This window comes from Aquabacterium commune (assembly GCF_004362855.1).
GTDB lineage: Bacteria > Pseudomonadota > Gammaproteobacteria > Burkholderiales > Burkholderiaceae_C > Aquabacterium > Aquabacterium commune.
In genome coordinates this window covers 76,368-100,719 of sequence record NZ_SNXW01000004.1, presented here as the reverse complement: position 1 = coordinate 100,719, position 24,352 = coordinate 76,368, and the positions used below count along the sequence as shown (strand labels likewise).

Genomic DNA, 24,352 nt, shown 5'->3' with positions numbered 1-24,352 from the left:
TCGGACAGGTTGTCGGCCGAGGCCACGAAGGTGGAGACCTCGTAGAGCGCGCGCAGGCGGGCCTGTTCGCGCTCCAGGCCCAGCGTCTTCTCGCGCACCTTGGCTTCGAGGTCGCCGTACAGCGCCTGCAGGCGCTCGGTCATGCGGTTGAAGCCTTCGGCCAGCTCGCCGAGTTCGTCGTCGGCACCGGGGCGCACGCGGGCCTGGAAATCGCCCTCTTCGACGCGGCGCAGGGCGTTGCGCAAGCGGGCCACGGGGTCCAGCACCATGACGTGGCTGGCGTAGAGGATGGCCAGCGCGCTGAGCACGGCCAGCACCATCATGACCATCTGGAAGGTGTGCAGGGCGACGGTGCGGGCCTCCAGGCGCTGCTCGATTTCCGAGACGAGCTGATCGACCTGCTGGACAAAGGGTTCGATGCTGAGCCTGACGGGCGCGCCTGGGTGGGCCAGCACCTCGGCCCGCAGGGCCTGCCAGCCCTGCTGAACCGCCTGCAGCCGCGCCTGCACCGGCGCGCTGCCCGGCACGCTCAAGGGCCGCTGCGGGTCACCGGATGTCAGCAGGGCCAGGCTGTCATCGAGCTCGGTCAGCCGCGTCCGCAGGGGGCCTGCGACCCCGCTTGCCCGCGCCGGTTGCTCACGGACCTGCAAGGCCAGTTGGTAGGCGCGCATGCGCATGCGCCCCGCCTCGTTGATGGCGGCGGCGCCCCCTTCCAGCTGCCAAGTCACCCACATCGACAGGCCCACCGTGGCCAGCGCCACGGCCAGGAACACGCAGCCCACCGCCGCCAGCTTGCGCGCCAGCGTCAGTCGGGAGGTGCGCGACCAGGAGGTCGCATCTTGCCGGGGCTGCGCTGGGGCAGTGCCGGCCGGGGTGAGGGCCATGCGGGACTCCACGAAGGGCCTGACCCAGGCGGGGCGTCAACCGCCGGTCTGGGCCATGAAGCGCACGATCTTCTCACGGCGCTCGTTGAATTCGTGCCGCGCGGGTTTGGCCGCGATGCCCGCCAGGATGGCTTCCCGCAGGGTGGCGTCGCTGGCGCCCTGGCGCAGCAGTGCGCCCAGCGGCACCTGCTGGTCCTGCCCGAGGCAAAGGTAGAGCGTGCCATCGACACCCAGGCGCACGCGGTTGCAGGTCTCGCAGAAGTGCTGGCTCATGGGGGTGATGACGCCCAGGCTCATGCCGCCGACGGGGTCCTGCCAGTAGCGCGCCGGCCCGGCACCGCGCCCCAGCACCTGGGGCAGCAGGCCCAGGCGCGCGGCCAGGGCCTCGGTGAAGCTGCTCAGGTCACAGCGGGGCGTGGCGCGGCCGGTGTCGCCCATGGGCATGGGCTCGATCAGGCGCAGCACCAGCGCATGGCGCAGGGCGAAATCGACCATGGCCTCGACCTCGTGGTCGTTGACGCCAGGCTGCACCACCATGTTGAGCTTGATCGGCGAGAAACCGGCCGCGCGGGCCGCCTCGATGCCGCGCAGCACGTCGGCCAGGCAGTCGCGCCCGGTGATGCGGGCCATGCAGTCGGCATCCAGGCTGTCGAGGCTGATGTTCAGGCGCTGCACGCCGGCCTCGCGCAGGGTGAGGGCCAGGCGGTCCAGGCGGGTGCCGTTGGTGGAGAGCGACAGGTCGCGCAAGCCGGGCAAGGCGGCGATGTGCCTGACCACGTCCGGCAGGGCGCGGCGGGTCAGGGGCTCGCCGCCGGTCAGGCGCACGTGGCGGGTGCCCATGGCCACGAACAGCCCGACCAGGCGGCCCATCTCCTGGTGGCTGAGCCAGTTGGCCGGCTCCTCGAAGCCCTTGAAGGCCTCGGGCAGGCAGTAGGTGCAGCGCAGGTCGCAGCGGTCGGTGACGGACACGCGCAGGTAGTCGATCGTGCGGCCAAAGGCATCGACCAGGGCGGGGGTGGAGGACGTGGGGAACGGTGAGATCGCCATGGCGCTGAGTCTAGGCAGTCAGGGCTGCACGGCCCATCCTTCTGAAGCACTACTCCCTGACGGTGGGGCGGAGAAGGTGTCGGCCGGCGCCTACCGGCGGGACAATGGCGCATGCCCAGCCCCCTGCCCTTGCCCGCGCGCACGGCGCGCCCCCAACCGGTGTCGCCCCGCATCGACGACCCCATCGCCTTGCTGCGCGCCTGCCACGAAAAGGTGGTGCGCTTCACCCAGCTGGCGCAGCGCCTGCAGGCCCATGTGGCCGAGCATGGCGCGGACGCCCAGGCCCGCGAGGCCGCCACCGCCGTGCTGCGCTACTTCACGCTGGCCGCGCCGCTGCACCACGCCGACGAGGACGAGAACCTGTTCGTCGCGCTGCGGGCGCTGGGCCACGCCGATGTGAACGCGCGCATCGACGCGCTCCAGCAGGAGCACGACACGCTGGGCGCCCTGTGGCTGCCGGTGCGCGCCTGGCTGGCGCACATCGCCGAGGGGCAGACGCCCCCGCACGGCAGCCCGGACGGCAGCCCGGACGTGGACGGCTTTGCCACGCGCTACCGGGCCCACGTCGCGCAGGAAGAAGCCTCGGTGTACCCCCACGCGGCCGAGCTGCCTGCGCCGGTGCTGCGCGCCCTGGCCGACGCCATGGTGGCCCGGCGCAGCCCCCCACAGGACTGAGTTCAGACGCCGGCGGGTGCCGCCTGGCCGGGCTGGGCATCGCCCTCCAGCAAGCGCTCCAGCAACTCGCGCACGCTGCGGATCTGGTCACCGAAGGGCAAGGCCCCTGCGCCGCGGAAGAACAGGCCCTTCTTGACGTCGCCGCGCAAGGCCGCGGCCAGCTGGTTGTCGATGCAGAACTGCCCCCAGGTGGCCAGGCCATCGCGCAGGCCGCATTGCGCCAGGCAATCGAAGGCCTTGGTGCAGCGCGACTTGGCATGGGCCACGGCCTGCAGCCGGGGCTCGGCCTTCAGGTAGCTGGCCAGCCAGGGCGTGCGCACGGCCCGCGCCGGCAGGCCGGCCACGCTGACGAACTCGGCCATGTCCTCGTCGCGGGCCTCGGCCAGCACGCGCTTGAACTCGGGGTGGGCGTCACCCTCGGTGGTCACGGCAAAGGGGGTGCCCAGTTGCACGCCGGCGGCGCCCAGGTCCTGCAGGCGCTGGATGTCGGCCAGGCTGCGGATGCCGCCCGCGGCGATCAAGGGGATCTCGCGTTCGATGCCGGCCGCGCGGAAAAAGGCCAGGCATTCGGGGATGACGCGGTCGAAGTCAAAGCGCGGGTCGTTCAGGTCGGCCACCTTGGCCGCACCCAGGTGGCCGCCGGCCAGGCGCGGGTGCTCGATGACGATGGCGTCGGGCAGGCGCTGCTTGCGCTCCCATTTCTTGACGATGAGCTGCACGCCGCGGGCGTCCGACAGGATGGGGATGAGCAGGGTGTCGGGGTGCTCGCGGGCCAGATCGGGCAAGTCCAGCGGCAGGCCGGCGCCCACCACGATGGCGTCGATGCCAGAGGCCAGCGCCTGCCGCACCGAGGCGGCGTAGTCGGCCACGGCGCGCATGACATTGATGGCGAGCAGGCCACGGCCCTCGCTGATTGCGCGCGCGGCGCGGACCTCGCGGTCGATGGCTTCGAGGTTGGCCGCGTTGATGGCCAGCTTGGCGCGGTCGTCTTGCGGCAGGCCGGTGGTGCGGGCCATGAGGTCCGGGTGGTGGCGGCGCAGGTCCACCGAGGACAGCGTGCCCACGCCGCCCCAACGCGCCACGGTGCCCGCGAGCTGGTGGCCCGACACCCCCACGCCCATGCCGCCCTGGACGATGGGCAGCAACTGGCGCCCGCCCAGGCGCAAGGGGCGCACAGAGCTGCGCGCCAGCAGGTCAAACAGGTCTTGGGGGATGGCGTTCATGGCAGACAATCGCAGCAGCAAGGGGTCGGCGCAGGGTAAGTGCCTCGCCACCCCGGCCGGCTTGCCCTGCGTCAAAGATTGGCGCGATCACCCGCTCCCTCCCCCCTGACACGCCATGCCCATCCGCCTGCTCGTGGTCGATGACCACACCCTCTTTCGCCGCGGCCTGATGGCCTTGCTGGCCCGCGACGAGCGCGTCACCGTGGTGGCCGAGGCCGCCGATGCGGGCGAAGCGCTGCGCCATGCCGCCCAGCACCAGCCCGATGTCGTGTTGCTGGACAACCACCTGCCCGGCGTGCATGGCATCGACGCCCTGCCGCAGCTGCTGGCCCTGCAACCCGCGCCCAAGGTGCTGATGCTGACCGTCAGCGAAGACGCCGACGACCTGGCCCTGGCCCTGTCGCGCGGGGCCAGCGGCTACCTGCTCAAGACGGTGGAGGGCCAGGACCTGATCGACGCCATCGAGGCGGTGCACCGTGGCGAGTCGGCCGTGTCGCCCGAGATGACGAGCAAGCTGGTGGCGGCCTACCGCCATGCGATCGGGGGCGCGGCGGTCGGCGCACCGCCCTTGCCGGTCGAGCCTGAGCCGGTCACCGCCGCGGCACCGGCCATGCCGCACCCACTGTCGCGCCTGTCACCGCGCGAGCGCGACATCCTGCGCGAGATCGCCCGCGGCGCCAGCAACAAGGAAATCGCCCGCGCCCTGGACATCGCCGAGACGACGGTGAAGATCCACGTGCAGCACATCCTGCGCAAGCTGAACCTGAGCTCGCGCGTGCAGGCCGCCGTGATGGCCTCCGGCGACACCACCATCTGACCCAGATCAAACCCGGCGCCAGGGAGTAGTTCTTCCGAACGACCCGGCACGCCCAACGGAGGATACCCACGCAGCGCTGATCTTCTGACACTGCCCGACATGGCAAAGGAACAGACCATGTCGATCAAGCAAAACAGAAGCAAAGCCCTCAGCGTCCTCGTCGTCAGCACACTGGCCTTCACGGTGTGCTTCATGGTGTGGATGATGTTCGGGGTCATCGGGATCCCGCTCAAGAAACAACTCGGCCTGACGGCCACGCAGTTCGGTCTGCTGACGGCCACGCCCGTGCTGACCGGCTCGCTGGTGCGCGTGCCCCTGGGCATCTGGACCGACCGCTTCGGCGGCCGCATCGTGCTGTTCATCACCATGCTGTTGTGCGTGGTGCCGATCTGGCTGATGAGCTACGCCACCGCCTACTGGCACTTCCTGGTGCTGGGCCTGTTCGTGGGCCTGGCCGGCGGCTCGTTCTCGGTGGGCACGCCCTACGTGGCGCGCTGGTTCCCCCGCGAGAAGCAGGGCTTCGCCATGGGCGTGTTCGGCGCGGGCAACTCGGGCGCCGCGGTGAACAAGTTCCTGGCGCCGGCCCTGGTCGTGGCTTTTGGCTGGGCCATGGTGCCGCAGGTCTATGCGGCCGTCATGCTGGGCACGGCCATCGTGTTCTGGCTGGGCAGCGCGAGCGATCCGGCCCACCTGGTGCCCGCAGCCAAGGGCGGCTTCGCGGCCCAGCTCAAGGCGCTGAAGGACCCGCGGGTGATCAAGTACTGCCAGTACTACAGCATCGTCTTCGGCGGCTACGTGGCCCTGAGCCTGTGGATGGTGCAGTACTACGCCGGTGAGTTCGGCCTGGACATCCGCGTGGCCGCGCTGCTGGCCGCCTGCTTCTCCCTGCCCGGCGGTGTGCTGCGCGCCATCGGCGGCTGGCTGTCCGACAAGCACGGCGCGCACCAGGTGACCTGGTGGGTGCTGTGGGTGAGCTGGATCTGCCTGTTCCTGCTGAGCTACCCGCAAACCGACTTCACCATCCTGACGGTCAATGGCCCGCAGACCTTCCACATCGGCCTGAACGTTTACACCTTCACCGCGCTGATGGCCGTGCTGGGCGTGGCTTTCGCCTTCGGCAAGGCCAGCGTCTTCAAGTACATCAGCGACGACTACCCGGACAACATCGGCACCATCTCCGGCATCGTCGGCCTGGCCGGCGGCATGGGGGGCTTCGTGCTGCCCATCATGTTCGGCTACCTGCTCGACCTCACCGGCGTGCGCTCCAGCGCTTTCATGCTGCTGTACGGCGTGGTCTGGGTCTCGCTGATCTGGATGTACTTCACCGAGGTTCGCACCCGCGATGTCATCCGCGGCGAATCGCCCTCCGCATCGACTTCCCCCTCGGGCGCACGCGCCTGATCCCCCGCACCTCCACCTTCTCCGAAGGAGAACCCCATGAGCACCCCCCACGCAAGCGCCCGATCCGATCGGACGCTGACGGTCTGGACCCCGGAAGACAAAGCCTTCTGGGAAACCGAGGGTCAGGCCGTCGCCAAACTCAACCTCTGGATCTCGGTGCCCGCGCTGTTCCTGGCCTTCGCGGTCTGGCAGCTCTGGAGCGTCGTCGCCGTGAACCTGCCCATGATGGGCTTCAAGTACTCGACCAACCAGCTGTTCTGGCTGGCCGCAGCACCGGCCCTGTCGGGCGCCACGCTGCGCATCTTCTACTCCTTCATGGTGCCGGTGTTCGGCGGGCGGCGCTGGACGGCCATCTCGACGGCTTCGCTGCTGATCCCCGCCATCGGCATCGGCTTCGCGGTGCAGGACCCGACCACGCCCTACCCGACCATGCTGGTGCTGGCGCTGCTGTGCGGCCTGGGCGGCGGCAACTTCTCCTCGTCGATGTCCAACATCAGCTTCTTCTTCCCGAAGGAGCGCAAGGGCTCGGCCCTCGGCGTGAACGCCGGCCTGGGCAACCTGGGCGTGTCGGTGGTGCAGTTCCTGAGCCCCATCATCATCTCGGTGGGCGTCTTCGGTGTCTTCGGCGGTGAGTCGCAGACCATCGTCAACAAGGCCGGCCAGCAGGTCGAGGTCTGGGCACAGAACGCGGCTTTCGTGTGGGTGCCCTGGATCGTCATTGCCACGGTAGCCGCCTGGTTCTTCATGAACGACATCGCCGACGCCAAGGCCTCGTTCGCCGCGCAAGCTGCCATCTTCCGCAACAAGCACAACTGGCTGATGTGCCTGCTCTACCTGGGCACCTTCGGCTCCTTCATCGGCTACGCCGCGGGCTTCCCGCTGCTGATCAAGTCGCAGTTCAAGGACGTCAACCCGCTGGCCTATGCCTGGATCGGGCCGCTGGTGGGCGCGCTGATCCGGCCGGTGGGCGGCTGGCTGGCGGACAAGCTGGGCGGTGCGCGCGTGACCTTCTGGAACTTCGTGGTGATGGCTGCGGCCGTGGTGGGCGTGCTGTTCTTCCTGCCCAAGACCACGGGCAGCATGTGGGCCCTGCCGTTCGGCCCGCACGAAGGCAGCTTCACGGGCTTCTTCCTGATGTTCCTGGTGCTGTTCCTGACCACTGGCATCGGCAACGGCTCGACCTTCCGGATGATCCCCGTGATCTTCCTGAACCTGAAGACGCAAAGCGCGCCCCGCAACGACGAGCTGGCGCAGGCCGTCGCCGTCAAGGAGGCCAACACCGAAGCGGCCGCCGTGCTGGGCTTCACCGCGGCTTTCGCGGCCTATGGCGGCTTCTTCATCCCCAAGAGCTACGGCTCGGCGATCGCGGCCACCGGCGGCCCCGAGCTGGCCTTGCTCACCTTCATCGGCTTCTACGTGGTCTGCATCGTGACGACCTGGTGGTTCTACGCCCGCCGCGATGCCGAGCAACCCTGCTGATCACCCTTCCCCACGGAGTCACACAACATGAGCCACTTCCTGGACCGACTGACCTTCTTCGCACAAGCGAAGGAAGGCTTTTCTGACGGCCACGGCGTCACCACGGGCGAAGACCGCACCTGGGAAGACGCCTACCGCAGCCGCTGGCAGCACGACAAGATCGTGCGCTCCACCCACGGCACCAACTGCACGGGTTCGTGCTCGTGGAAGATCTACGTCAAGGGCGGCATCGTCACCTGGGAAACCCAGCAGACGGACTACCCGCGCACCCGCCCCGACCTGCCCAACCACGAACCGCGCGGCTGCGCCCGCGGCGCCTCGTACAGCTGGTACCTCTACAGCGCCAACCGGGTCAAGCACCCGATGGTGCGCGGCGAGCTGCTCAAGCACTGGCGCGCGGCGCGGGCTGTGGCCAAGTCGCCGGTCGATGCCTGGTCGGCCCTGATGGCCAGCGACGACATCCGCCGCAGCTGGCAAAAGCAGCGCGGCCTCGGCGGCTTCGTGCGCACCACCTGGGACGAGGTCAACGAGATCATCGCCTCGGCCAATGTGCACACCATCAAGCAGCACGGGCCTGATCGCATCATCGGCTTCTCGCCCATCCCGGCGATGTCGATGGTGTCCTACGCCGCGGGCAGCCGCTACCTGAGCCTGATCGGCGGCGTGTGCATGTCGTTTTACGACTGGTACTGCGACCTGCCGCCAGCCAGCCCGCAGGTCTGGGGCGAGCAGACCGACGTGCCCGAATCGGCCGACTGGTACAACTCGAACTTCATCATCGCCTGGGGCTCGAACGTGCCCCAGACCCGCACGCCGGACGCCCACTTCTTCACCGAGGTGCGCTACAAGGGCGCCAAGACGGTGGCCGTCACGCCCGACTATTCGGAAGTCGCCAAGCTGACCGACATCTGGATGCACCCCAAGCAGGGCACCGACGCAGCCGTGGCCATGGCCATGGGCCACACCATCCTGCGCGAGTTCTACATCGACAAGCGCAGCAGCTATTTCGACGACTACGCCCGCCGCTACACCGACCTGCCCATGCTGGTGATGCTGCAGGAGCAGGACACGCCGATGGGCAAGGCCCTCGTGCCGCAACGCTACCTGCGCGCCAGCGACCTGGACGGCGACGCCAGCAGCAACGCCGAATGGAAGACCCTGGCCTGGGACGGCGAAGACCGCATCGTGGTGCCGCAGGGCTCGATCGGCTTCCGCTGGGGCGCCGATGGCCGGCCCGACCAGGGCAAGTGGAACCTCGAAGCCAAGGAGGCCACCGAGGGCCGCGAGGTCAAGCTCAAGCTGTCCACCCTGGAAGACGCGCAGCACGCCGAGACGCGCCGGGCCGACGTGCAGGCTGTGGCCTTCCCCTACTTCGGCGGCATCGACTCGCCGGGCTTCGACTCGAACAAGCAAGGCTCGGTGCTATTGCGCCACGTGCCCATGCAGCGCGTCACCGTGCAGGGTCAGGGCAAAGATGCGGGCCAGGCGCGTGAGGTGTGGGTGGCCACGGTCTTTGACCTGCAGCTGGCCAGCTACGGCGTCTTCCGCGGCCTGACCGACCGCGATGGCGTGCTGGTGGACAACGGCGCGCGCAGCCTCGACGACAACGTCGCCTACACCCCCGCCTGGCAAGAGCAGATCACCGGCGTGCCGCGCGACCAACTCATCACCGTGGCCCGCCAGTTCGCCGACAACGCCGACAAGACCCGAGGCAAGTCCATGGTCATCATCGGCGCGGCCATGAACCACTGGTACCACTGCGACATGAACTACCGCGGCATCATCAACATGCTGATGATGTGCGGCTGCATCGGGCAAAGCGGTGGCGGCTGGGCGCACTACGTGGGCCAGGAAAAGCTGCGCCCGCAAACCGGCTGGACGGCCCTGGCCTTCGCACTGGACTGGTCGCGCCCGCCGCGCCAGCAGAACTCGACCAGCTTCTTCTACGCCCACACCGACCAGTGGCGTTACGAGAAGCTCGGCGTGGACGAGATCCTCTCGCCGCTGGCCGACAAGGCCAAGTTCGGCGGCAGCATGATCGACTACAACGTGCGCGCCGAACGCATGGGCTGGCTGCCCTCGGCCCCGCAGCTGCAGACCAACCCACTGAAGGTGGTGCACGAGGCCGCAGCCAAGGGCCTGGACCCGAAGGACCACGTGGTGGCATCGCTCAAGGACGGCTCGCTCAAGCTGTCCTGCACCGACCCCGACCACCCCGACAACTGGCCGCGCAACCTCTTCGTGTGGCGCTCCAACCTGCTGGGCTCGTCCGGCAAGGGCCACGAGTACTTCCTCAAGCACCTGCTGGGCACCACCCACGGCGTGCAGGGAAAAGATTTGGGACACGATGACGCCAAGCCCGAAGAAGTCGTCTGGCACGACAAGGCCCCGGAAGGCAAGCTCGACCTGCTGGTCACGCTCGACTTCCGCATGAGCACCACCTGCCTGTACTCGGACATCGTGCTGCCCACCGCCACCTGGTACGAGAAGAACGACCTCAACACCAGCGACATGCACCCCTTCATCCACCCGCTGTCCACGGCGGTGGACCCGGCCTGGGAAGCCCGCTCCGACTGGGACATCTACAAGGGCTTCGCCAAGAAGTTCAGCGAGGTCTGCGTGGGCCACCTGGGCGTCGAGAAGGAAGTCGTGCTGACCCCGCTGATGCACGACACGCCCGCCGAGATGGCCCAACCCTTCGGCGTGCAGGACTGGCTCAAGGGCGAGATCGAGCTCATCCCCGGCAAGACCGCACCGCAGGTCACCGTGGTCGAGCGCGACTACCCCAACACCTTCAAGCGCTTCACGTCCCTCGGCCCGCTGATGAACAAGCTGGGCAATGGCGGCAAGGGCATCGGCTGGAACACGCAGGACGAGGTGCGCCAACTGGGCGAGCTCAACGGCGTCGTGCGCGAAGAAGGCGTGTCGCAAGGCATGCCGAAGATCGAGACCGACATCGACGCCGCCGAGGTGGTGATGATGCTGGCGCCCGAGACCAACGGCCACGTCGCCGTCAAGGCCTGGGAGGCCTTGAGCAAACAGACCGGCCGCGAGCACGCCCACCTGGCGCTGCACCGCGAAGACGAGAAGATCCGCTTCCGCGACATCCAGGCGCAGCCGCGCAAGATCATCTCTTCGCCGACCTGGTCGGGGCTGGAGAGCGAGAAGGTCTCGTACAACGCCGGCTACACCAACGTGCACGAGCTGATCCCATGGCGCACCCTCACCGGCCGCCAGCAGTTCTACCAGGACCACCCCTGGATGCAGGCCTTCGGCGAAGGCTTCGTGTGCTACCGCCCGCCGGTGGACTTGAAGACGCTGGACGACATCGCCGGTCGCAAGCCCAACGGCCACCAGGAGATCGCGCTCAACTTCATCACCCCGCACCAGAAGTGGGGCATCCACTCGACCTACACCGACAACCTGATGATGCTCACGCTCAACCGCGGTGGGCCCGTCATCTGGCTGAGCGAGGACGACGCCAAGCGCGCCGGCATCGTGGACAACGACTGGGTGGAGCTGTTCAACACCAACGGGGCGATTGCGGCCCGCGCGGTGGTGAGCCAGCGCGTCAAACCCGGCATGGTGATGATGTACCACGCCCAGGAAAAGATCATCAACACGCCGGGCTCGGAGATCACCGGCACACGCGGTGGCATCCACAACTCGGTCACGCGCATCGTGCTCAAGCCCACCCACATGATCGGCGGCTACGCCCAGCTGAGCTACGGCTTCAACTACTACGGGACCATCGGCACCAACCGCGACGAGTTCGTGCTGGTGCGCAAGATGAACAAGGTGGACTGGCTGGATGGCGAAGCCACGGCTTCCCCCGCCCACGCCTGATTCCCAAGCTGGTCTCAAGGAGAACACAACATGAAAGTCCGCGCACAGATCGGCATGGTCCTCAACCTGGACAAGTGCATCGGTTGCCACACCTGCTCGGTGACCTGCAAGAACGTCTGGACCAACCGCCCCGGCGTCGAGTACGCCTGGTTCAACAACGTCGAGACCAAGCCCGGCATCGGCTACCCCAAGGAATGGGAGAACCAGGAAAAGTGGAAAGGCGGCTGGGTTCGCAAGCCCGACGGGTCGATCCAGCCCCGCCAGGGCGGCAAGCTCAGCTTGCTGATGAAGATCTTCGCCAACCCCAACCTGCCGCAGATCGACGACTACTACGAGCCCTTCACCTTCGACTACGAGCACCTGCAGTCGGCTCCGAAAAGCAAGGCCGCCCCCACCGCCCGCCCGCGCAGCCTGATCACCGGCAAGCGCATGGAGAAGATCGAGTGGGGCCCGAACTGGGAAGAGATCCTGGGCGGCGAGTTCAGCAAGCGCAGCAAGGACGCGAACTTCGAAGATGTGCAAAAGGACATCTACGGCCAGTTCGAGAACACCTTCATGATGTACCTGCCGCGCCTGTGTGAGCACTGCCTCAACCCGGCGTGCGTGGCGTCCTGCCCCTCGGGCTCGATCTACAAGCGCGAGGAAGACGGCATCGTGCTGATCGACCAGGACAAGTGCCGCGGCTGGCGCATGTGCGTGAGCGGCTGCCCCTACAAGAAGATCTACTACAACTGGCAAAGCGGCAAGGCCGAGAAGTGCATCTTCTGCTACCCGCGCATCGAGGCCGGCCAGCCCACGGTGTGCTCTGAGACCTGCGTGGGCCGCATCCGCTACCTGGGTGTGCTGCTCTATGACGCCGACCGCATCGAGCAGGCCGCCAGCACCGAGCACGACCGCGACCTCTACCAGGCGCAACTCGACATCTTCCTGGACCCGCACGACCCCAAGGTGATCGAGCAGGCCCGCGCCGACGGCATCCCCGAAGCCTGGCTGACCGCCGCCCGCAACAGCCCCGTCTACAAGATGGCCGTGGACTGGAAGGTCGCCCTGCCCCTGCACCCCGAGTACCGCACCCTGCCCATGGTCTGGTACGTGCCGCCGCTCTCGCCCATCCAGGCCGCGGCCAACGCCGGCCACGTCGGCACCAATGGCGAGATCCCGGATGTGAACCAGTTGCGCATCCCGCTGAAGTACCTGGCCAACCTGATGACGGCGGGCGATGTGGCGCCGGTGTCGCGCGCGCTGGAACGCATGCTGGCCATGCGCGCCTACATGCGCGGCAAGCACGTCGATGGCGCGGCCAACGTCAAGGCCATCGAACAGGTGGGCCTGACGCCTGCGCTGGTCGAGGACATGTACCAGATCATGGGCATCGCCAACTACGAAGACCGCTTCGTCATCCCCACCGCCCACCGCGAGTACGCCGAAGACGCCTTCGACCTGCGCGGTGGCTGCGGCTTCTCCTTCGGCAACGGCTGCTCCGACGGGCAGACCGAGACCAGCCTGTTCGGCGCCAAGAAGAAACGCACCATCCCCATCAAGTCGGAGGTCTGAGCATGAGCAGCCTGTTGAACCACTTCAAGACCCCCGCTCCGACCCCGGCGCGCAGCCTGCGGGCCCTGGCACGCCTGCTGGCCTACCCCGATGCCGAACTGCGCGCGCACCTCGGTGAGTTGCTGGACGCGCTGCACGCCGAACCAGGCCTGAGCGAGGCTCGGCTGGCCGGCCTGCAGCGGCTGGTGTCGCAACTGTCAGCGAGCGACGCCTACGAGGTCGAGTCCGACTACGTCGAGCTGTTCGACCGCGGCCGCGCCACCTCGCTGCACCTGTTCGAGCACGTGCACGGCGACTCGCGCGAGCGGGGCCAGGCCATGGTGGACCTCGTGCAGACCTACGAGCAGGCCGGCCTGCGGCTCAAGCCCGACAACGGCGGCGAGCTGCCCGACCACCTGCCCCTGGTCATGGAGTTCGCCTCCACGCTGGACGCCAGCGCAGCACAGGGCTTCACGGGCGAGTTCGCCCACATCCTCAACGCGCTGTACGCGGCGCTGCTCAAACGCCGCAGCCTGTACGCACACGTCCCGGCGGCCGTGCTGGAGCTGATGGGCCACGCCATCGCGCCCACCGAGGTGCCCGAAGACGAGGCCCTCGATGACGCCTGGGCGGAGCCCGCCGCCTTCGATGGCTGCGCCAGCCGCGGCCAGCAACGCGCCGACCAGCCGCAACCCATCCACATCGTGCGCACGCCGCGCGCATCCGCCTCCACCCCTCAACGAGGAGCATGAGATGAGCCTCACCCACCAATTCTTCTTCGGCATCTACCCCTACATCGCCATGGTCGTCTTCCTGCTGGGCAGCTTGGTGCGCTTTGACCGCGACCAGTACACCTGGCGCAGCGAGTCGAGCCAGATGCTGTCCACCGGCATGTTGCGCGCGGGCTCCAACCTCTTCCACCTGGGCATCATCGGCCTGTTCTTCGGGCACTTCTTCGGCATGCTGACACCGGCCAACCTGGTGCACGCACTGGGCATCAGCGCCGGGCAAAAGCAGATGCTGGCCGTGGTGGCCGGCGGCATCCTGGGCGTTGTGGGCCTGGTCGGCCTGCTGCTGCTGATCGCCCGCCGCCTGGGCAACGAGCGCGTGCGCGCCACCAGCAAGCCGCGCGACTTCCTCGTGCTGTTCTGGATCCTGGGCACGTTGTTGCTGGGCCTGTCCACCGTGCCCCTGTCGCTGGCGCACCGCGACGGCGAGACCATGCTCAAGCTGATGGCCTGGGCGCAGCACATCGTCACCTTCCGTGGCGACGCGGCCAGCCTGATCGCCGATGTCTCGCTGGTCTTCAAGGTGCACATGGTGGCCGGCATGACGCTGTTCATCATCTTCCCCTTCACCCGCCTGGTGCATGTCTGGAGCGGCTTTGCCTCGGTGGGCTATGTGGCACGCCCTTGGCAGTTGGTGCGCAGCCGCCGCACTGGCCTGCCGCGCTGAACAGCCCCCACGGACCTCACCCGGGAGACCCCCATGCACACCGCCCCCCTGAGCACCTCCTCCGACGCCTCCGCCGAAGCCGCCCGCGCCCTGCGCGTGGGCGACGACGTTCTGCACCCGCAGCCAGATCAGCTGACCGAAGCCGAGCGGCGCCAGCTGGCCAGCCTGGCCCTGCTGCGCCTGGCCGCCATCGAAGATGGCCTGCTGTCTGCCGATGACCCGCCGCCCAGCGATGGCGTCATCAGCGAAGCCGCGGCCGACGCCATCGACCGCTGGCTGGACCAGGCCATCCAGGTGCCGGAGCCCGATGAGGCCGCCAGCCGGCGCTTCCACGCCGCTCACCCGGCCCGCTATGCCCAAGGCGAGCGCGTGCAGGCCCGCCACATCCTGTTCGCCGTGACGCCCGGCGTGGACGTCCAGGCCCTGCGCCAACGCGCCGAACAGGTACTGGTGGCGGTGCGTGCGGCCCCCGAGACCTTCGCAGACACGGCCCGCACCGTGTCCAACTGCCCCTCGGGTGAACTGGGTGGCGCACTGGGTGACGAACGCGGCTGGCTGAAGGCCACCGACTGCGCCCCCGAGTTCGCCCGCGAACTCTTCGGCCAGGACGAAGCCCAGGCCCACATCGGCGTGCTGCCCCGCCTGGTGCACAGCCGCTTCGGCCTGCACGTGGTCGAGGTGCAAGCGCGCGAGGCCGGTGTGCAGCCCGCTTTTGAGCAGGTGCAGGACGCCGTGGCGCAGTCGCTGCGCCAGCAGGCCTTCGCCACCGCGCTCAAGCAAGCCTGTGCCGTGCTGGCCGGACGCCACGGGGTCGCAGGCGCCGACCTGGACGCCGCCACCTCGCCCCTGCTGCAGTGACGCGGGAGCACGGCCCATGGACGACCTGCTGCAACGCCTGAGGCACTTCCACACCGACTTCTTCCCGCAGCACCAGTCGCGCTTCCAGAGCCTGGTGACGGACGGGCAGCACCCGACCACGCTGTTCATCGGCTGCTCGGACTCGCGCCTGGTGCCCTACCTGCTGACCGGCGCGGGCCCGGGCGAGCTCTTCATCGTGCGCAACGTGGGTGCGCTGGTGCCGCCCTACGACGGCCTGCATGGCCTGCACGGCACGGCAGCTGCCATCGAATTCGCGATGCTCAACCTGAAGGTGTCGCGCATCGTGGTCTGTGGACACTCGCATTGCGGTGCGATGAAGGCTTTGTACGAAGAGGTGCCCGCAGAGGCCAAGAACTTGCGCGCCTGGCTGGACCTGGCGCGCGAAGCCGCCCTGCCCGTGCAGGTGACGCCCGAGGCCTTGTGCCGCACCGAGCAACGCGCCGTGGTGCTGCAGCTCGAACGCCTGATGGACTACCCCATGGTGCGCGAGCGCGTCGAGAAGCGCGAGGTGACGCTGCACGGCTGGCACTACGTCATCGAAGACGGCGAAGTGCATGTCTTCGATGTGCAGACCGGCCAGTTCCTGCCGGCATCGCAATCGGAGCACAGCGGCACCGGGCCTTACCAGGATGCGCCTCAGGACGCCCCGCCCGACGAGCAATCCATCTTCAACGAGATCGATGCCCGTTGGGGCGGTCGCTGATCACCCGGCACAGCTCACCGGACGCTGAGCGCCGGCCCGATGTGGCGCAGCTTCGCCACCAGCGCATCGGGCGGCGTGCGCTCGACCGAACCCAGCGTGGCCTCGGTCACCGGCGTGGCCCGGTAGCCTTGCAGCACCCAGTGCTGCGCGCCCGCGGACTTGAGCATGCGCGCCATGCGCATCAAAGCGGCCTCAGAGATCAAATCGGGGTGCCAGGTCGTGCGCAGCTCGTGCGCCTTGCCGCTGGCCAGCACCAGGGCCAGGCTTTCGCGCACCGGTTCACCGCTGCGCGGTACCGAGGTGATCGCCTTGTAGTCCTCGAACTCGGTCTTGATGTCCAGGGCCACCCAGTCCAGCAGGGGAAGGAGCGTCGCCAGCCGCTGCGGGTACAGGCCCGCCGTGTGCAGGCCCACCATGAAGCCGAGCTCGCGCACCTCGCGCATGGCCGGCGCCAGCGCCGCATCCAGCGTGGGCTCGCCGCCGCTGAACACCACGCCATCGAGCAGGCCCTGGCGTTGCTTCAAGGTGTCCAGCACCTTGCCCCAGGCAAGGGCGTCGCGCCCGCACTCCGACTGGCGCGGTTGCAGCGAGGAATTGTGGCAATAGTGGCAACGCCAGGGGCAGCCCTGCACGAACACCACCGCGGCCAGTTGGCCCGGCCAGTCGGTGGTGCTCAGGGGCGTGAAGCCCCCGACGTCCAGCGGTGGGATCAGGCGGGGCTCAATCGGCGCAAACCTGAGCGTGACTTTCGATTCGGTCACCGGCGTCGCCAGCCGATCGGCCGGGCTCGGCGAAATACTGTCGTTCATGGAACTCCCCCTTCTTGCCCACGTTGAACGAGGCCATGGGTCGGTGATAGCCCATCACCCGGGTCCAGACCTCGCATCGCTGGCGCTCGTGTTCGGCCAGCAGCGGGTGGGGGGCGTCAAGGGTGCGTGCGGTGCAGGTCATGGGGCCTCCTTCGGGCGGTGTAGGAACAGTGCGGGGGGCATCACGCCGGGTTGGGCGAAGTGGCGTTGCCCGAAGCCTGGCGCCGCGCCAAAGCTTCTTCGTCGCAACGCGGGCAGAAGGCGTGCTCGCCCGCCAAGTAGCCGTGCGTCGGGCAAATCGAGAAGGTCGGCGTGATGGTGATGTAGGGCAAGCGGAAGCGTGACAACGCACGCCGCACCAGGTTCTTGCAGGCCTGCGCCGACGACACCCGCTCGCCCAGGTACAGGTGCAGCACCGTGCCGCCGGTGTACTTGCGTTGCAGGGCCTCTTGCCGCGCCAGGGCCTCGAAGGGGTCGTCGCAAAAGCCCACCGGCAACTGCGACGAGTTCGTGTAGTAAGGCTCGTCCACCGTGCCAGCCTGCAGGATGCCGGGGAAGCGCACGCGGTCCTCCTTGGCGAAGCGGTAGGTCGTGCCCTCGGCCGGCGTGGCCTCCAGGTTGTAGAGGTGGCCCGTGGCTTCCTGCATGGCCGTGATGCGCTCGCGGATGTGGTCGAGGTAGCGCAGCGCGAAGGCCTCGCCCCAAGGCGTGGTGATGTCTTCCAGGTCACCCGTGAAGTTGCGCACCATCTCGTTGATGCCGTTCACGCCGATGGTGGCGAAGTGGTTGCGCAGCGTGCCCAGATAGCGCTTGGTGTACGGGAACAGGCCCGCGTCCATGTGCCCTTGAATGACCTTGCGCTTGATCTCCAGGCTCTGGCTGGCGAGCTGCAGCAGGTGGTCGGTGCGGGTCAGCAGGCCGGCCTCGTCGCCCGTGTGCAGGAAGCCCAGCCGGGCGCAATTCAGCGTCACCACGCCCAGCGACCCGGTCTGCTCGGCCGAGCCAAACAGGCCGTTGCCGCGCTTGAGCAGTTCGCGCAAGTCAAGCTGCAATCGGCAGCACATCGAGCGGATCATGTGCGGCTGCAGCTCCGAGTTCACGAAGTTCTGGAAGTAAGGCAGGCCGTACTTGGCCGTCATCTCGAACAGAGCATCGGTGTTGGGGTGGTCCCAGTCGAAGTCCTTCGTGATGTTGTAGGTCGGGATCGGAAAGGTGAAGGCCCGCCCGCGCGCATCGCCCGCCATCATCACGTCGATGTAGGCGCGGTTGACCATGTCCATCTCGGCCTGCAGGTCGCCATAGGCAAATGGCATCTCCACACCGCCGATCACGGGCACCTGCTCGCGCAGGTCCTCAGGGCAGACCCAGTCAAACGTCAGGTTGGTGAACGGTGTTTGCGTGCCCCAGCGCGAAGGCACGTTGAGGTTGTAGACGAGCTCTTGCAGGCACTGGCGCACCTGCTCGTAGGCCAGGCCATCTTTGCGGATGTAGGGCGCCAGGTAGGTGTCGAAGGAGCTGAAGGCCTGCGCCCCAGCCCACTCGTTCTGCAGCGTGCCCAGGAAGTTGACGATCTGCCCCACAGCCGACGACAGGTGCTGGGGCGGCCCCGCCTCCACCTTGCCCGGCACGCCGTTCAGGCCCTCGTGCAGCAGCGTGCGCAGCGACCAGCCCGCGCAGTAGCCCGAGAGCATGTCGAGGTCGTGGATGTGGAAGTCGGCGTCGCGGTGCGCTTGTCCGACCTGCGGCGGGTAAACGTGGCTGAGCCAGTAGTTGGCGATCACCTTGCCCGACACATTGAGGATGAGCCCGCCCAGCGAATAGCCCTGGTTGGCGTTGGCGTGGATGCGCCAGTCCTGCCGGTGCAGGTACTCGTTGACCGAGCGCTCGACATCGACCGCGGTGCGGCGGTCTTCGCGCAAGGCGCGGTGCTGCTCGCGGTAAACGATGTAGGCCCGCGCGGCCTGCGTGTGGCCGGCGTCGATCAGCACCTGCTCGACCTCGTCCTGGACCTGCTCGACCGTGGGCACGCGCACGCCCAGGCGCTGGATGACGGCGTCGGTCAGGCGCCAGGCTTCATCGACATCGAAGGCCTGCGTGGCCTCCCCCGCCGCAGCGATGGCCCGCGCGATGCGTTCGGGCTGAAAGCCGGCCGTGCCCCCATTGCGTTTGAAGACGGCCACGGGCGTGGCGCGGGGGGCCTCGGCGTTTTTCTCGGCGGGCTGGCTGGCGCTGGTCGGCATGCTGTCTCCACGCATTCAGTGGCTGACACAGGCGCCAGCCACCAGAGGCAGTGTTTCGACATGCTGCGGGAAGGGTTTTGACGGCGCTCAACCCCATCGCCTCCCCTCGGCCTCGCGCTTCATTTCACCCCCAAGCGCCTCGCCAGCTTGTGCAGGTTGCTCGCATCAATGCCCAGCCGCCGCGCCGCCTCGGCCCAGTTGCCCTTGGACGCCTGCAGAGCCTGCTGCACCAGCTGCTGCTCCAGTTGCGCCACCTGGGCGCGCAAGCCGCGGTGGATGGGGTCGGCCGCCTCTTCAGCAGGCAGGACCGGGGCTGGACGCAAAGATGTCAGCGGCCCAGCCTCCAGGTCCAGCAGGTCCTCGGTCAGGGTCACGATGTCGCGCCGGTTCACGCCCCGGCTCAGCAGCTTGAGCGCCGCCCGTCCCATGACGTGCTCCAGCTCGCGCACATTGCCGGGCCAGCTGTAGCGCAGCAGCGCGGCCTCTGCCGCCGCGTCCAGTCGCAGGCTGCGCATGCCCAGCCGCGCCCGGTTGACCTCCAGGAAGTGCCCCGCCAGCAGCAGCACGTCGTCACCGCGCTCGCGCAGCGGTGGCACGTGGATGGGGTAAACCGACAGCCGATGGTACAGGTCGGCGCGGAAAACGCCCTGGCTCACCGCGTCCTTCAAGACCCGGTTGGTGGCGGCCACCGCGCGCACGTCCACCTTCACGGGCTTGTCGGCGCCCAGGCGCTGCACCTCGCCGTTCTGCAGGGTGCGCAGCAGCTTGGCCTGGATGCTCAGCGGCAGCTCGCCCACCTCGTCGAGGAAGATGGTGCCGCCGCGCGCCGCCTCGAAGCGCCCGGCCCGGTCGGTGGTCGCGCCCGAGAACGCGCCCCGCACGTGGCCGAAGAGTTCGCTCTCGGCCAGGGACTCCGGCAGCGCCGCGCAGTTGACGTGCACCATCGGCCCCTTGGCCCGAGCCGAGCGTTCGTGCACGCGCTGCGCGAACAGCTCCTTGCCCGTGCCCGTCTCGCCCATCAGCAACACCGGCAGGTCGGACTGCGCCACCACGTCCACCTCGTGCAGCACCTGCTGCAAGGCCGTGCTGTGGCCGATGATGCCCGTGCGCGTGCCAGGCGTGGGGGCGTCCACCCCGACTGATGCCGTCACGCGGGCTTGCCGCAGCACCTGCACCTCTTGCTCCAGCAGGCTGACGCGCACCGCCGCGGCCACCAGCGGCAGGCAAGCCTTCAAAGCCTCTCGCGCCGACGTGCCAAACGCGCCCGTCTGCAGGGCGTCCAGCGTCAGGACACCCCAGCGCCGCCCGTCGATGTGCACGCTCGCACCCATGCAGTCGTGCACGGGCAGCGGGTGCCCGGCCATGCCTTCGACCAAGCCGTCGTAGGGGTCGGGCAAGGTGCTGGCGTGCTCGAAGTGCACCACGTCGCGGCTGAGCAAGATCGTTGACAGGCGCGGGTGCTGCGCCACCTCGAAGGCCCGCCCCAAGGCCTCGCGGTTGAGCCCCTCGGCGGCCACCGGGCGCAAGGCCCCGTCTTCTTCCTGCAGCAGCACGACGGCATCGCACGCGAACTGCGCCTTGAGCTGCCCGACCAGCCGCTGCCAGCGCACCGCGCGCGGCAGGTTCACCGCCAGGTCGGCCAGGCCCATGTGCTCGATCAGGGTGTTTTCAACCTCAATCATGGTCACTCATACCCACTCAATTCAGGTTTATTTTACCCACCCATTTGCCAAGTGCTTGATTTTCAAGGGGCCACGGGCTGGCCTGCGGCTTGCGTTGTGAAGGGCACAACCCTTGTCACCCACCCCGAAACGGAGCCCACCATGAGCCACGCCGAACAATCCCTGGGCCTGCTGGCGCGCACCATCCCTGGTGCTACCCGCGTCTTCCACGCCCACCACCTCGACTTCTGCTGCGGCGGCAAGCAAACGCTGCAGACCGCCGCCGACAAGGCCGGCCTGAACGCCACGCAGATCGCCGCCCAGCTCGATGCCCTGCAAGACGGTGCCGATGAGCTGGTGGACTGGACCGAGGCCGACACGCCGGACCTGGTCGCGCACATCCTGGCGCGCTACCACGCCCGCCACCGCGAGCAACTGCCCGAGCTGATCCGCCTGGCGCGCCGCGTCGAGCACGTCCACGGCGACCGCCCCGAGTGCCCACTGGGCCTGGCCGACCACCTCGAGACCATGCAGCAGGAGCTGGAGAGCCACATGCAGAAGGAGGAAACCGTGCTCTTCCCCATGTACCTGCGCGGCATGGGCCATCCCAGCCTGCCGCCGGTCCAGATGATGCGCATGGAGCACGACCACCACGGTGAAGAACTCGCCAAACTCGAAGCGCTCACGAACGGCATCACCCTGCCCCGCGGCGCCTGCAACACCTGGCGTGCGCTCTACCTGGGCCTGCAAACCCTGCGCGAGGACCTCATGGCCCACATCCACCTGGAGAACAACGTGCTGTTCGAGCGCGGCTGAACGGCCAGGTGAGCACCATGAAAAAAGCCCGCTCGCTGGAGCAGGCTTTTTGCGCTGGGTCGCGGCCGCGTCAGGTCAGTCCTGGCAGTGCTGGACCACGTAGTCCTTGACCCACTGCGTGTCTTTCGGGCAGACCACGAAGCGCTTGGGCAGGTCTTCCAGGCCATCCAGGCCGGAGATCCAGTAGGGGCGCGCCGGGCGCTGGCCCGTGGCCTCGACGATGGTCTCTTCGAACTTGCACGGCAGGGCCGTCTCCAGCACGATCATCGTCACGCCAGGCCTCAGGTGCTCTCGCGCCACCTTCAGGCCGTCGGCCGTGTGGGTGTCGATGAGGGTGCCATCGCGCTCGAAGGCGTCTCGGATGGTGGCCAGGCGGTCCGTGTGGTTGCTGGTGCCGGACTCGAAACCGTAAGCCTTGACCTGGGCAAACGTCTCGGCTGGCAGCGTGAAGCCACCCTGCGTTTCCACGGCGTCCTTGAACAAGGCCCGGGCGGCGGCGCCATCGCGGCCCAGCAGGTCGAAGACGAAGCGCTCGAAGTTCGAGGCCTTGGAGATGTCCATCGAGGGCGACGAGGTCTCGTAGGTCTCGGCCGAGCCGCGCACGCGGTAGGTGCCGGTGCGGAAGAACTCGTCGAGCACGTTGTTCTCGTTGGTGGCCACCACCAGCTTGTCCACCGGCAGGCCCATCATGCGGGCGACGTGACCGGCGCAGACGTTGCCGAAGTTGCCCGAAGGCACCGTGAAGGACACCTTCTCGCTGTTGGACCTCGTGGCCTGGAAGTAACCAGCGAAGTAGTACACCACCTGGGCCAGCAGGCGCGCCCAGTTGATCGAGTTCACCGTGCCGATTTTGTACTGGCGCTTGAAGGCCAGGTCGTTGGAGACGGCCTTGACGATGTCCTGGCAATCGTCGAACACGCCTTCGACGGCGATGTTGTGGATGTTGGGGTCCTGCAGGCTGAACATCTGGGCCTGCTGGAAAGCGCTCATGCGGCCATGCGGGCTGAGCATGAACACGCGCACGCCCTGCTTGCCACGCATGGCGTACTCGGCCGCGCTGCCGGTGTCGCCCGAGGTGGCGCCCAGGATGTTGAGCTGCTCGCCGCGACGCGCCAGTTCGTACTCGAACAGGTTGCCCAGCAGCTGCATGGCCATGTCCTTGAAGGCCAGCGTGGGGCCGTTGGACAGGGCCTGCAGGCACAGGCCCGGCTCGATGTGCTTGAGCGGCGTGATTTCCTCAAAGCCGTACACCGCCTTGGTGTAGGTCTTGGCCGTCAGCGCCTTCAGGTCGGCCGCGGGGATGTCGTCGATGTAGAGCGACAGGATCTCGAACGCCAGCTCCGCATACGGCAGGTGGCGCCACTTCGTCAGCGTGGCGTCGTCGATCTTGGGGTAGCTCAGCGGCAGGTACAGGCCGCCATCGGGGGCCAGGCCTTCGAGCAGGATCTCGGAGAAGCCGCGCTCGGTGCGGTCACCGCGGGTGGAGATGTATTTCATGCCAGCTCCTCCTTGCGCACGCGCACGATGGGCGCCAGCACGGTCGGCAGGGCCTGCATCGCTGCCAGAGCCTTGTTCATGCCGCCCTCAGAAGTATCGTGCGTCAGGATGATCAGGTCGGTCTGGTTGCCGCCTTCACCACTGACCTCGTCGGCCTCGCGCTGGATGACGGCGTCGATGCTGATGCCCTGCTCGGCCAGGATGCCGGTGATCTTGGCCAGCACGCCGGCCTTGTCGGCCACGCGCAGGCGCAGGTAGAAGGACGTGATGACCTCGTCCAGCGGCAGGATGGGCAGCGTGGACATCTCATCGGGCTGGAAGGCCAGGTAAGGCACGCGGGCCGCGGGGGCGGCGTCCAGCAGGCGGGCGATGTCCACCAGGTCGGCCACCACGGCCGAGGCGGTGGGCTCGGAGCCGGCGCCCTTGCCGTAGTACATGGTCGTGCCCACGGCGTCGCCCTGCACCAGCACGGCGTTCATGGCGCCTTCGACGTTGGCGATCAGGCGGCGCATCGGCACCAGCGTGGGGTGGGTGCGCAGCTCCACGCCGTTGTCACGGCGGCGCGCGATGCCCAGCAGCTTGATGCGGTAGCCCAGTTGCTCGGCGTACTTGATGTCGGTGGCCGACAGCTGGGTGATGCCCTCCACGTGGGCCTTGTCGAACTGCACCGGGATGCCAAACGCAATCGCGCTCAACAGCGTGGCCTTGTGCGCGGCGTCCACGCCTTCGATGTCGAAGGTCGGGTCGGCTTCGGCATAGCCCAGGCGTTGCGCTTCTTTGAGCACCACATCGAAGTCCAAGCCCTTGTCGCGCATCTCGGACAGGATGAAGTTGGTGGTGCCGTTGATGATGCCCGCGACCCACTGGATCTGGTTGGCCGTCAGGCCTTCGCGCAGCGCCTTGATGATGGGGATGCCACCGGCCACGGCCGCCTCGAAGGCCACGATCACACCCTTGGCGCGGGCGGCGGCGAAGATCTCGGTGCCGTGCACGGCGAGCAGGGCCTTGTTGGCCGTGACCACGTGCTTGCCAGCCGCGATGGCTTCCAGCACCAAGGCCTTGGCGATGCCATAGCCGCCGATCAGCTCGACCACCACATCCACGTCCGGGTTGGCGATCACGGCGCGGGCGTCCGACACGATCTGGGCGGCATCGCCCACCACCTGCTGGGCCAGCGCGGTGTTGAGGTCGGCGACCATGGTGACTTCGATGCCACGGCCCGCGCGGCGGCGGATCTCTTCCTGGTTGCGCTTGAGCACGGTGAAGGTGCCGCCACCGACGGTGCCGATGCCCAGCAGGCCGACGCGCACAGGGCGCAGTTGTTCTTGGCTCATGGTGTGTTCTCGTTGGGTCTTCTGCACGCCAGCCCGTGGGCGGCGCGCGGGGT

Annotated in this window: 19 protein-coding genes and 1 pseudogene; 11 read left to right on the top strand and 9 right to left on the bottom strand. The window is 68.1% G+C overall.

The window, feature by feature from the left end:
- Positions 1 to 182 precede the first annotated feature (182 nt).
- Positions 183 to 671, bottom strand: a pseudogene (locus EV672_RS19305) (type IV pili methyl-accepting chemotaxis transducer N-terminal domain-containing protein); the annotation flags it as partial.
- A gap of 249 nt (positions 672 to 920) precedes the next feature.
- The gene (gene moaA / locus EV672_RS08890) at positions 921 to 1,931 is read right to left on the bottom strand and encodes a GTP 3',8-cyclase MoaA (protein WP_133608402.1); all 1,011 of its coding nucleotides are present in this window, start codon (positions 1,929 to 1,931) and stop codon (positions 921 to 923) included.
- 111 nt (positions 1,932 to 2,042) lie between these two features.
- Here moaA and EV672_RS08885 point away from each other — a divergent pair, with 111 nt between their 5' ends.
- Positions 2,043 to 2,606, top strand: coding sequence for a hemerythrin domain-containing protein (locus EV672_RS08885; RefSeq protein WP_133608400.1), 564 nt, complete (start codon positions 2,043 to 2,045; stop codon positions 2,604 to 2,606).
- Positions 2,607 to 2,608: 2 nt separating this feature from the next.
- Here EV672_RS08885 and EV672_RS08880 read toward each other — a convergent pair whose 3' ends face one another.
- On the bottom strand, positions 2,609 to 3,829 hold the full coding sequence (locus EV672_RS08880) for an NAD(P)H-dependent flavin oxidoreductase (RefSeq protein ID WP_133608398.1): 1,221 nt from the start codon (positions 3,827 to 3,829) through the stop codon (positions 2,609 to 2,611).
- A 115-nt stretch (positions 3,830 to 3,944) separates the two neighbouring features.
- On the opposite strand from EV672_RS08880, the gene EV672_RS08875 reads away from it, so the two are divergent.
- The 9 genes from EV672_RS08875 (at position 3,945) to EV672_RS08835 (ending at position 15,942) form a co-directional block, all read left to right on the top strand.
- Entirely contained in the window at positions 3,945 to 4,646 is a 702-nt protein-coding gene (locus tag EV672_RS08875; protein ID WP_133608396.1) for a response regulator, read from the top strand.
- Positions 4,647 to 4,763: 117 nt separating this feature from the next.
- Positions 4,764 to 6,047, top strand: coding sequence for an MFS transporter (locus EV672_RS08870; protein ID WP_133608394.1), 1,284 nt, complete (start codon positions 4,764 to 4,766; stop codon positions 6,045 to 6,047).
- A gap of 36 nt (positions 6,048 to 6,083) precedes the next feature.
- Positions 6,084 to 7,526, top strand: coding sequence for a NarK family nitrate/nitrite MFS transporter (locus EV672_RS08865; protein ID WP_133608392.1), 1,443 nt, complete (start codon positions 6,084 to 6,086; stop codon positions 7,524 to 7,526).
- Between the two features lie 27 nt (positions 7,527 to 7,553).
- Positions 7,554 to 11,372 (top strand): nitrate reductase subunit alpha, encoded by a 3,819-nt coding sequence (locus EV672_RS08860; RefSeq protein ID WP_133608390.1) that lies wholly within the window; start codon positions 7,554 to 7,556, stop codon positions 11,370 to 11,372.
- Positions 11,373 to 11,402: 30 nt separating this feature from the next.
- A complete protein-coding gene (gene narH, locus EV672_RS08855) occupies positions 11,403 to 12,926 on the top strand; it encodes a nitrate reductase subunit beta (RefSeq protein WP_133608388.1) in 1,524 nt (507 codons plus the stop codon).
- A gap of 2 nt (positions 12,927 to 12,928) precedes the next feature.
- The gene (gene narJ, locus EV672_RS08850; protein ID WP_133608386.1) at positions 12,929 to 13,657 is read left to right on the top strand and encodes a nitrate reductase molybdenum cofactor assembly chaperone; all 729 of its coding nucleotides are present in this window, start codon (positions 12,929 to 12,931) and stop codon (positions 13,655 to 13,657) included.
- A gap of 1 nt (position 13,658) precedes the next feature.
- Positions 13,659 to 14,360: a respiratory nitrate reductase subunit gamma gene (gene narI, locus EV672_RS08845; protein WP_133608384.1), complete on the top strand. Its 702-nt coding sequence runs from the start codon at positions 13,659 to 13,661 to the stop codon at positions 14,358 to 14,360.
- Positions 14,361 to 14,393: 33 nt separating this feature from the next.
- On the top strand, positions 14,394 to 15,218 hold the full coding sequence (locus EV672_RS08840; RefSeq protein ID WP_133608382.1) for a peptidylprolyl isomerase: 825 nt from the start codon (positions 14,394 to 14,396) through the stop codon (positions 15,216 to 15,218).
- Positions 15,219 to 15,234: 16 nt separating this feature from the next.
- On the top strand, positions 15,235 to 15,942 hold the full coding sequence (locus EV672_RS08835) for a carbonic anhydrase (RefSeq protein ID WP_133608380.1): 708 nt from the start codon (positions 15,235 to 15,237) through the stop codon (positions 15,940 to 15,942).
- Positions 15,943 to 15,956: 14 nt separating this feature from the next.
- Here the strand turns inward: EV672_RS08835 and EV672_RS08830 are convergent, their stop codons facing one another.
- The 4 genes from EV672_RS08830 to norR all read right to left on the bottom strand — a co-directional run bounded on the left by EV672_RS08830 (position 15,957) and on the right by norR (position 20,673).
- Positions 15,957 to 16,667: an anaerobic ribonucleoside-triphosphate reductase activating protein gene (locus tag EV672_RS08830; RefSeq protein ID WP_424923138.1), complete on the bottom strand. Its 711-nt coding sequence runs from the start codon at positions 16,665 to 16,667 to the stop codon at positions 15,957 to 15,959.
- Positions 16,663 to 16,893, bottom strand: a complete 231-nt coding sequence (gene nrdD, locus EV672_RS08825; RefSeq protein WP_133608376.1) for an anaerobic ribonucleoside-triphosphate reductase — start codon at positions 16,891 to 16,893, stop codon at positions 16,663 to 16,665. Before nrdD ends, EV672_RS08830 begins: the two co-directional genes overlap by 5 nt.
- Positions 16,894 to 16,933: 40 nt before the next feature.
- Complete coding sequence (locus EV672_RS08820; protein ID WP_133608374.1) at positions 16,934 to 18,991, bottom strand: ribonucleoside triphosphate reductase; 2,058 nt, start codon at positions 18,989 to 18,991, stop codon at positions 16,934 to 16,936.
- A gap of 119 nt (positions 18,992 to 19,110) precedes the next feature.
- The gene (gene norR / locus EV672_RS08815; protein WP_133608372.1) at positions 19,111 to 20,673 is read right to left on the bottom strand and encodes a nitric oxide reductase transcriptional regulator NorR; all 1,563 of its coding nucleotides are present in this window, start codon (positions 20,671 to 20,673) and stop codon (positions 19,111 to 19,113) included.
- A gap of 141 nt (positions 20,674 to 20,814) precedes the next feature.
- Here norR and ytfE point away from each other — a divergent pair, with 141 nt between their 5' ends.
- A complete protein-coding gene (ytfE, locus tag EV672_RS08810) occupies positions 20,815 to 21,468 on the top strand; it encodes an iron-sulfur cluster repair protein YtfE (RefSeq protein WP_133608370.1) in 654 nt (217 codons plus the stop codon).
- Positions 21,469 to 21,543: 75 nt separating this feature from the next.
- Here ytfE and thrC read toward each other — a convergent pair whose 3' ends face one another.
- Positions 21,544 to 22,965: a threonine synthase gene (gene thrC / locus EV672_RS08805; protein ID WP_133608368.1), complete on the bottom strand. Its 1,422-nt coding sequence runs from the start codon at positions 22,963 to 22,965 to the stop codon at positions 21,544 to 21,546.
- Complete coding sequence (locus EV672_RS08800) at positions 22,962 to 24,284, bottom strand: homoserine dehydrogenase (protein ID WP_133608672.1); 1,323 nt, start codon at positions 24,282 to 24,284, stop codon at positions 22,962 to 22,964. Before EV672_RS08800 ends, thrC begins: the two co-directional genes overlap by 4 nt.
- Positions 24,285 to 24,352 lie beyond the last annotated feature (68 nt).

What these genes read in the sequence shown, in the direction of transcription:
- nrdD (WP_133608376.1), bottom strand. Translation starts at nt 16,893, where the DNA reads ATGACCTGCACCGCACGCACCCTTGACGCCCCCCACCCGCTGCTGGCC.
- ytfE (WP_133608370.1), top strand. Translation starts at nt 20,815, where the DNA reads ATGAGCCACGCCGAACAATCCCTGGGCCTGCTGGCGCGCACCATCCCT.
- norR (WP_133608372.1), bottom strand. Translation starts at nt 20,673, where the DNA reads ATGATTGAGGTTGAAAACACCCTGATCGAGCACATGGGCCTGGCCGAC.
- moaA (WP_133608402.1), bottom strand. Translation starts at nt 1,931, where the DNA reads ATGGCGATCTCACCGTTCCCCACGTCCTCCACCCCCGCCCTGGTCGAT.
- EV672_RS08875 (WP_133608396.1), top strand. Translation starts at nt 3,945, where the DNA reads ATGCCCATCCGCCTGCTCGTGGTCGATGACCACACCCTCTTTCGCCGC.
- EV672_RS08880 (WP_133608398.1), bottom strand. Translation starts at nt 3,829, where the DNA reads ATGAACGCCATCCCCCAAGACCTGTTTGACCTGCTGGCGCGCAGCTCT.
- EV672_RS08840 (WP_133608382.1), top strand. Translation starts at nt 14,394, where the DNA reads ATGCACACCGCCCCCCTGAGCACCTCCTCCGACGCCTCCGCCGAAGCC.
- thrC (WP_133608368.1), bottom strand. Translation starts at nt 22,965, where the DNA reads ATGAAATACATCTCCACCCGCGGTGACCGCACCGAGCGCGGCTTCTCC.
- EV672_RS08820 (WP_133608374.1), bottom strand. Translation starts at nt 18,991, where the DNA reads ATGCCGACCAGCGCCAGCCAGCCCGCCGAGAAAAACGCCGAGGCCCCC.
- narJ (WP_133608386.1), top strand. Translation starts at nt 12,929, where the DNA reads ATGAGCAGCCTGTTGAACCACTTCAAGACCCCCGCTCCGACCCCGGCG.
- narH (WP_133608388.1), top strand. Translation starts at nt 11,403, where the DNA reads ATGAAAGTCCGCGCACAGATCGGCATGGTCCTCAACCTGGACAAGTGC.
- EV672_RS08835 (WP_133608380.1), top strand. Translation starts at nt 15,235, where the DNA reads ATGGACGACCTGCTGCAACGCCTGAGGCACTTCCACACCGACTTCTTC.
- EV672_RS08860 (WP_133608390.1), top strand. Translation starts at nt 7,554, where the DNA reads ATGAGCCACTTCCTGGACCGACTGACCTTCTTCGCACAAGCGAAGGAA.
- EV672_RS08885 (WP_133608400.1), top strand. Translation starts at nt 2,043, where the DNA reads ATGCCCAGCCCCCTGCCCTTGCCCGCGCGCACGGCGCGCCCCCAACCG.
- EV672_RS08865 (WP_133608392.1), top strand. Translation starts at nt 6,084, where the DNA reads ATGAGCACCCCCCACGCAAGCGCCCGATCCGATCGGACGCTGACGGTC.
- EV672_RS08870 (WP_133608394.1), top strand. Translation starts at nt 4,764, where the DNA reads ATGTCGATCAAGCAAAACAGAAGCAAAGCCCTCAGCGTCCTCGTCGTC.
- narI (WP_133608384.1), top strand. Translation starts at nt 13,659, where the DNA reads ATGAGCCTCACCCACCAATTCTTCTTCGGCATCTACCCCTACATCGCC.